Annotated in this window: 8 protein-coding genes; 7 read left to right on the forward strand and 1 reads right to left on the reverse strand. The window is 64.7% G+C overall.

Features of this window, described 5'->3' with window-relative positions; all coding sequences use genetic code 11:
* The first annotated feature begins 41 nt into the window (after positions 1 to 41).
* From BRAS3843_RS18965 to BRAS3843_RS18995, 7 genes are all read left to right on the forward strand, one after another.
* Positions 42 to 1,355: an MFS transporter gene (locus BRAS3843_RS18965; protein WP_008970618.1), complete on the forward strand. Its 1,314-nt coding sequence runs from the start codon at positions 42 to 44 to the stop codon at positions 1,353 to 1,355.
* A gap of 118 nt (positions 1,356 to 1,473) precedes the next feature.
* Positions 1,474 to 2,676: an ABC transporter substrate-binding protein gene (locus tag BRAS3843_RS18970; protein WP_244425393.1), complete on the forward strand. Its 1,203-nt coding sequence runs from the start codon at positions 1,474 to 1,476 to the stop codon at positions 2,674 to 2,676.
* Between the two features lie 300 nt (positions 2,677 to 2,976).
* On the forward strand, positions 2,977 to 3,930 hold the full coding sequence (locus BRAS3843_RS18975; protein ID WP_139024913.1) for a hypothetical protein: 954 nt from the start codon (positions 2,977 to 2,979) through the stop codon (positions 3,928 to 3,930).
* Positions 3,931 to 4,192: 262 nt separating this feature from the next.
* Positions 4,193 to 4,645, forward strand: coding sequence for a MarR family transcriptional regulator (locus tag BRAS3843_RS18980; protein ID WP_008970621.1), 453 nt, complete (start codon positions 4,193 to 4,195; stop codon positions 4,643 to 4,645).
* 39 nt (positions 4,646 to 4,684) lie between these two features.
* A complete protein-coding gene (locus BRAS3843_RS18985; protein WP_008970622.1) occupies positions 4,685 to 5,248 on the forward strand; it encodes an isochorismatase family protein in 564 nt (187 codons plus the stop codon).
* A gap of 1 nt (position 5,249) precedes the next feature.
* Positions 5,250 to 5,579: a hypothetical protein gene (locus BRAS3843_RS18990; protein WP_008970623.1), complete on the forward strand. Its 330-nt coding sequence runs from the start codon at positions 5,250 to 5,252 to the stop codon at positions 5,577 to 5,579.
* Entirely contained in the window at positions 5,576 to 6,835 is a 1,260-nt protein-coding gene (locus tag BRAS3843_RS18995; RefSeq protein ID WP_008970624.1) for an MFS transporter, read from the forward strand. Before BRAS3843_RS18990 ends, BRAS3843_RS18995 begins: the two co-directional genes overlap by 4 nt.
* 88 nt (positions 6,836 to 6,923) lie before the next feature.
* On the opposite strand, the gene BRAS3843_RS19000 is transcribed toward BRAS3843_RS18995, so the two are convergent.
* On the reverse strand, positions 6,924 to 7,553 hold the full coding sequence (locus BRAS3843_RS19000; RefSeq protein WP_244425391.1) for a TetR/AcrR family transcriptional regulator: 630 nt from the start codon (positions 7,551 to 7,553) through the stop codon (positions 6,924 to 6,926).
* Positions 7,554 to 7,653: the final 100 nt, after the last annotated feature.

Genomic DNA, 7,653 nt, shown 5'->3' on the forward strand with positions numbered 1-7,653 from the left:
CCGACTGAAAACCAACAATCAGAAAAAAGGGGAGGATGACAATGACAGTGACGAGCGGCCATGCCGCGCCTCAATCCAGGCGGGCCTGGATCATCGTCGGCATGATGGTCCTGTTCATGCTGATCAACTTCGCCGACAAGTCCGTCATCGGCCTCGCGGCAGGTCCGATCATCAAGGACCTCCATCTCACCAACGAGCAGTTCGGCCAGATCGGCAGCGCCTTCTTCCTGTTGTTCTCGATCTCGGCGGCCTCGGTCGGCTTTTTGGTCAATCGCGTCTCGACCAGGTCGGTGCTTGCCGGCATGGCCCTGATCTGGGCAATGAGCCAGCTGCCGATCCTGGCTTTCCCATCACTGGCCGTCCTGCTCGGCAGCCGCATCGCGCTCGGCGCCGGCGAAGGTCCTGCTTTTCCGGTCGCCCTTCACGCGATCTACAAATGGTTTCCGGACGACCGGCGCGCCTTCCCGACCAGCTTTGTCTCGATCGGCGGCCCGCTCGGCATTGGCCTCGCCGCACCGCTGCTGACCTGGATCATCCTCACCTATAGCTGGCACGCCGCATTCGGCTTCCTCGGCGCGGTCGGCTTTGTCTGGGTGGCGCTGTGGCTCATAATCGGCAAGGAAGGTCCGCTCGATGCGCGCCATGTCGAAGCCGGCGGCGCCGGCCTCGAACATGTCCCTTATTCGATGCTGCTGACCTCGCGCACCTTCATCGGCGTGACGCTCGCCGGCTTCGCGGCCTATTGGGCGGTCACGCTGGCCGTGGTCTGGCTGCCGTCGTTCCTGGTCAAGGCCGGCGGCTATTCACCGACTGCGACCGGATGGATCGTCATGCTGCCGCCGATGCTGCAGGCCTGTCTGTCGCCAACTCTCGGCTATATGTCGCAGCGGCTGCTCGCCCGCGGCGTGTCGAGCCGCATCTCGCGTGGCGTGCTCACCTGCTGCTGCGTCATGCTCGCGGGTGTCGCAATGATGCTGCTGTCGAAATCGACCGGTGAGCTCGTGCAGATTCCGCTGGTCATGGTGGCCTTCGCGGTCGGCAGCGTCACCTATGCGCTCGGACCGCCATTGATCGGCGAGATCAGCCCGGTGCACCAGCGCGGCGCCATGCTCGGCATCTGCAACGGCACCTTCACGCTGGCCGGCCTGATCGCGCCCTGGCTGATGGGCCACATCGTCGATGTCGGCGTCAATCCGGCGCAGGGTTTTCGCGACGGCTTCATGTTCGCAGGGCTCCTGATCGTGGCTGGCGGCGCGCTGGCGATGATCATCATCAACCCGAAGGACGACCTCAGGCGCTTCGCGCGGCGCGAGGCGGTGACAGCCGCGGAGGGTGTGCCGGCCGTGCAGGTCTAACAGCAGAGCCCCCTTTTGCGGGGCGTCATGCGAGGACGAACCGCCGGCAGCCGCCTGAAGCACAATGAATGAACAACGAAGGCGAGGAAACACGGTCATGAGTATCAGCTTCGGAAACATGGTCACGGCGAGCGCGCTGGCATGGGCCATCTTCTGTTCGTCCGCCGCAGCCGAGAAGAAATACGACCCCGGAGCCAGCGACACCGAGATCAAGGTCGGCCAGACCATCCCGGCGAGCGGCCCGGCTTCCGCTTATGCCACCATCGCCAAGGCGCAAGCCGCCTATATGAAAATGATCAACGACCAGGGCGGCGTGAACGGCCGTAAGGTCAATTTGATCCAATATGACGATGCCTACTCGCCGCCGAAGACGGTCGAGCAGGTGCGCAGGCTGGTCGAGAGCGACGAGGTGCTGCTCACGTTTCAGATCATCGGCACCGCACCGAACGTCGCCGTGCAGAAATATCTCAACAGCAAGAAAGTGCCGCAGCTGTTCGCGGCGACCGGCGCCGCCCGCTTCACCGATCCCAAGCACTTTCCGTGGACGATGGGCTTCAATCCCTCCTATCTGGTCGAGGGCCGGATCTACGGGCAGTACATTCTGAAGACCTATCCCAACGCCAAGATCGGCGTGCTCTATCAGAACGACGATCTTGGCAAGGACTATCTCGCCGGGCTGAAGGCCGGCCTCGGCGACAAGGCCGCCAACATGATCGTGGCCGAGAGCTCCTATGAGATCACCGAGCCGACGATCGACTCGCAGATCCTCAAGCTGAAGGACGCCGGGGCGGACCTGTTGTTCAGCGCCTCCACTCCGAAGCAGGCGGCGCAGGCGATCAGGAAGGTCGCCGAGCTCGGCTGGCATCCGGTGCACATCGTCGACATCAACGCCAACTCCTTGACCGCCACCCTGAAGCCGGCGGGTCCGGAGAATGCCAAGGGCCTGATCAGCGTCAACTACGTCAAGGATCCGCTGGAAGAGACTTATAAGAACGATCCCGGCGTGCAGCGCTATCTCGACTTCATGGCGAAGTATTATCCCGACGGCGACAAGGGCTCGAACTTCAACGTCTATGGCTACATCACCGCGGAGCTTCTGGTTCAGGTGCTCAAGCAGTGCGGCGACGATCTCACCCGCGAGAACGTCCTGAAGCAGGCCACGAATCTGAATCACGTCGAGCTCGGCCTGCTGCTGCCGGGCATCACCATCTCGACCTCGCCCACCGACTACCGCGTCAACAAGCAGCTGCAGATGATCCAGTTCGACGGCGAGCGCTGGCAGAACTTGGGCGGCATCATCACCGCCGAGGGGACGGAATAGGCCCTGCTTGACCCGCGATATCGGCAGGCGGCTCCTCCGGCGCCACCGCCCGCGCAGGCATCGCCAGGGGCATGATGGCCTGGCGGCACGCTCCGCCAGCCCCAATATTCGCGTTATGGATGCGGAGCGCACCAAATACACCGCAAGCTACAATTGCCGAATCGAAGTTAATCGGCGTTTAGCAATTTGCTCCCTAGCCTTTTCTTTTATCCTCATTGTCGGGCCCCGTAGCCCACAAGGCGGGGCCCCCGCATTGCCGGAAAGGGTCCACTGATGAATCAGGCGGAAACCAAGTCTCGCATGCAATTTGAGTCAGCGGTCGATCACCCGCCCATCAAGCCGGTGCGGTCCATCGATACCGGCACGGCCAGCCGCGCCGCCATCCAGACCTGGACCGGCAAGGCGATCGCGGAGCAGATTCACGGCAAGCCGTTGGGAGAGGCCTATCGGCACTGGCTCTATCACCGCGCCACCCGCCAGCCGTGTCTGCGCGACATGTACTCGAAATCGTTTTCCGCCTATGGCGACACGCTGCTCAATCTCAAGCTCGGCGACGAGCACGTGGTCATATCCCAGAGCGACAGCTACATCCGGGATGTCGGCCAGGACCTGCGCGGCACCCGGCTGAGAGAGCTGAAATTCGCCACAGCCAACAGCCTGCGCGAGATCTATGATCAGTCCCTTGCGACCCGGCAGCCGATCTATGCCCGCTACATCTCATCGCTCTCCGACCAGAATGTCTATTGGGAGACCGTGGTGCTGCCGCTGGCGATCGACGAGCGCAGCGCGCCGATATTCACCTTGAGCTTCGTGGCCATGCTGAGCGAGAAGATCGACGTGCTGCAGATCCTCTACGACCGCTCGCCGATCGGCATCGTGGCTGCCGTTCCGGTCATGAACGGGCAGCACGGGCAGCACAAGATCGAGGATGCGCGCATCCTGACCCTGAACACCAAGGCGCGGGATCTCCTGCGGCTGGAGCCATCGCGCTACCAGATCCACACCGTCGGCGAACTGATCCGGTATCTGGGCGAGCCCTTGGGCTGGACCGCGACCAAGACCTTGCGGGAGGGCCACGCCACACGGATCGACTATCACGATCCGGACGGCAACCTGTTCGCGGTGACAATCGAGCTCGTCAACCAGATCGTCCTGATTTCGCTGGCCGAGCAGAGTCGGTTGGATGAGGAGGCTGAGCAGCCGCCCGAGGTCAACATCGCGGGCCGCTTCGCGCGGATGATCGGCCTGCACTGAAGGGCACTGCGCCGATTTCGAAGCTCGCCTCTATCGCGGCCGTCTCGTCGCGACCTTCGGACATCATGATCCGGGCGCAGCCCGAGTTTGAAGCCGATGCCGGACGCAGCATGGCGTTCAGGCTCGTCGTTTCGGCGCGCGCGCCGCTCTTTCGTACCCTCAGTCGTTGCCGCATCTCTTAAGCGATCGCGCTCACGCTTATGTTAAGTCAGACTTATAAGTTTACCTTTACAGATAAACTGTAATCTCGTATCCGTCCCCCATGAGCTCTTCCCCCGGCAATCCCGCGCCTGGCCCGCGCGCCTCGGCGCTTGCAGCGGAGCTACGCGGCTTAATCGGCAAGCTGAAGCGACGGCTGCGCGAGCAGGCCAATGTCGGAGATCTGACGGTCTCGCAGATCGCCGTGCTGTTGCGGCTCGAAAAGGACGGCCCGGCGACGGCGTCGCAGCTGGCGCGCGCGGAGAGCATGCGCGCCCAGTCGATGGGTCCGATCGTCGCCGCGCTCGAGGCCGCGGGCCTGATCAAGGGCGCGCCGGACCCGAACGACGGACGGCAGACGATCATCGCGCTGACGGAGCAGTGCCTGGACTGGATCAGAGAGGGCCGCGCCGCACGACAGGACTGGCTGTCGCGCACGATCGAACAACGTCTGGCCACCCACGAGCAGGAGCAACTGGCCGCGGCCGTCCTGCTGCTGAAGCGGCTGATCGACTGACGGCGCGGGCACGCAGCGCGTATTTATCGAGGAAAAATGATGGCGCTGACAACGCTCGATCCCAACACCGCTCTCATCATCGTCGATCTGCAGAAGGGCCTGCTCGGATATCCCTTCATGCATCCGATCGATGAGGTCGTGGCGCATGCAGCTGCGCTCGCCGATGCGTTTCGGGCGCGCGCACTCCCGGTCGTGCTGGTCAATGTCGCCGGAACGGCACCCGGCCGCACCGAGCAGCCGCCCCGCATCAACGCCGTCCCGGACGGATGGACCGAGCTCCTGCCGGAACTGAATCGCCAGCCGGACGATATCGTCGTGACCAAGCGCACATGGGGCGCGTTCGCGAGCACCGATCTCGAGCGCCAGCTGAAGGCACGGAATGTCACGCAGGTGGTCGTGGCCGGCGTCGCCACCGGCACCGGCGTCGAATCGACCGCGCGGCAAGCCTATGAGCAGGGCTTCAACGTCACGCTCGCCCTCGACGCCATGACCGACGCCCGTCCCGAGGCGCACGACTACAGCACGACGCGAATCTTTCCGCGGCTGGGCGAGACCGGCACGACCCGAGACATCATCGACCTCTTGAATGCGAGGACCGCCTGACATGACCGTGCTGCATCTTGTCTCCTATTTCATTGGCGGTGCCTTTCTCACCAATGCCATGCCGCATTTCGTCAGGGGCGTGACGGGCCTGCCGTTCCAGACCCCGTTCGCCTCGCCGCCGGGCCGCGGCCTGTCCACCTCGACCCTGAACGTGCTCTGGGGTTTTCTCAATCTGATCGTCTTCTATCTGCTGGTCTGCCAGGTCGGCGATTTCGGACTGCGCGATGCAGCCGACGTGCTTGCGCTCGGCCTCGGCATGCTGGCGATGGGCCTGTTCGCAGCCAGGCACTTCGGACCGCTGCATGGCGGCGACCTGCGGACGCCCCAATGAGACGCGCGGCGACGGAGATGTTCCGTTCGCTGCGCAGCCGCAATTATCGTGTCTGGGCCGCCGGCGCGTTCGTCTCGAATGTCGGGACCTGGATGCAGCGCACGGCCCAGAGCTGGCTGGTCCTGATCCAGCTCACCGACCGCAACGCGTCGGCGGTCGGCATCGTGATGGCGCTGCAGTTCGGACCGCAGCTTCTGCTGCTGCCGTGGACGGGCTATGCGGCCGACCACTTCAACCAGCGCAGGCTTCTCGTGGCCACGCAAGCCAGCATGGGCGCATTGGCGCTTGCGCTGGGACTGCTCACCGTCAGCGGCGCGGTCCAGCTGTGGCATGTCTACGTCTTCGCCTTCCTGTTCGGCTGCGCGGCCGCGTTCGATGCGCCGGTGCGCCAGACCTTCGTGGGCGAGCTGGTCGGCGATGCCGACCTGCCGAATGCGGTGGCACTCAACTCGACCTCGTTCAATGCCGCCCGCATGATCGGGCCTGCGGTCGCGGGCGTCGTCATTGCGGGCGCCGGCACCGGCTGGGCCTTCCTGATCAACGGTGCCTCCTTCGTCGCCGTGCTAGCCTCACTGTCTTTGCTGCGCAGCTCTGAGCTGCGCGGCCATGCGCGGGCGCCTCGCGACCAGGGCAGCCTCGGGAGCAGGCTGACCGGCGGCCTGCGCTACGTGTGGTCGCGCCCCGACCTCAAGGCGATCCTGATCATGCTGTTCCTGATCGGCACCTTCGGCCTGAACTTCCAGATCTTCATCTCGACCATGGCGACCCGGGTATTCCATGCCGACGCCCGCGGCTATGGCTTGCTGTCGTCGGTGATGGCGGTCGGCACCGTCGCGGGAGCGCTGCTCGGCGCGGCGCAGTCGCGGCCGAATTTCGCCGCGCTGCTGGTCGGCGCCTTGCTGTTCGGACTGGGCTGCAGTTTCGCCGCGCTTGCGCCGACCTACTGGATGTTCGCTGCCGCCCTGGCGCTGATCGGCCTGGCCGCGCTGACCGTCACCAACACCACCAACAGCCTGATGCAGCTGTCGACAGAGCCCGCGATGCGCGGACGGGTGATGGCGCTGCGCGTCGGTGTCGCCCTTGGCGGCACCCCGATCGGTGCGCCGATCGTCGGCTGGATCGCCGATCAGTTCGGCCCGCGCTGGGCGCTCGGGGTCGGCGCCGCCTCCGGTTTCGCCGCCGCGGCCGTCGCCGTCCATGCGATGCTACGACATGACCACCGGCAATCCCGGGACCAGCTTCCCGTCACGCGGTGAGAACGGCACCGAGCTTTACCGGAGGCGCAAACCTGATCGCCTGCCGGGTCGACCGGCCACGTAGCGATGCGCATCGCTCGGAGCGAGGCTATTTGGCGATGCCGCTGATGAAAACATCCAAGGCCTGCTCGGCGATGCGCTCGACCTGCTCCGGTTGAACACCCCAGCGCGGGAAGTGGCGGTCGATGTTCATCCGCGCCAGGCCGTAGACCAGCGCCCGGCCCGCGATCTGGGTGGCCTTGAGATCGACGGGTCGCAGCTGCCCGCTTGCCGCCGCTTGCGCCAGCAGCTGTTCGCTCAACGCGATTGCGTCGGCATTGTCGCGCGACACCGCGACGGCGGCGTCGTGATCGAACCACCGGCCGGTGGAGATGATCTCGAAATGCGCGGGGTTGCGCATCGCCCAGCGGAGATAGGCCATGCCCAGCAGCTTGAGCTGGCGAAGCGGCCCCTCGGCTGCCGTGCCGGCAAGCGCGGCATCGATCTCTGCACGAAAACGCTGCTGCGCCTCTTCGGCGACCGCCGTCATCAAGGCCTCGCGGCTGTCGAAATGCCGGAACGGCGCGCCCGGCGAGACGCCGGCCCGGCGTGCCGCCTCGCGCACACTCACTGCAGACGGGCCGCCCTCCGCGGCGAGCGCGAGGGCGGCATCGATCAGCGCGCGCCGGAGATCGCCATGATGGTAGGGAATGACCGCAGCGCGGCTGCGTTTTTTCACGGATTTGGCCATGGCAATCGGTCTAGCATCACCCGATCGTGAATGTAAGCATCGATTACATAATTGATCTCGACACCCATTCAAATGTAATCGATGCTTA

Origin of the sequence: Bradyrhizobium sp. STM 3843 (assembly GCF_000239815.1) — a bacterium.
In the GTDB taxonomy this organism is placed as follows: Bacteria; Pseudomonadota; Alphaproteobacteria; order Rhizobiales; family Xanthobacteraceae; genus Bradyrhizobium.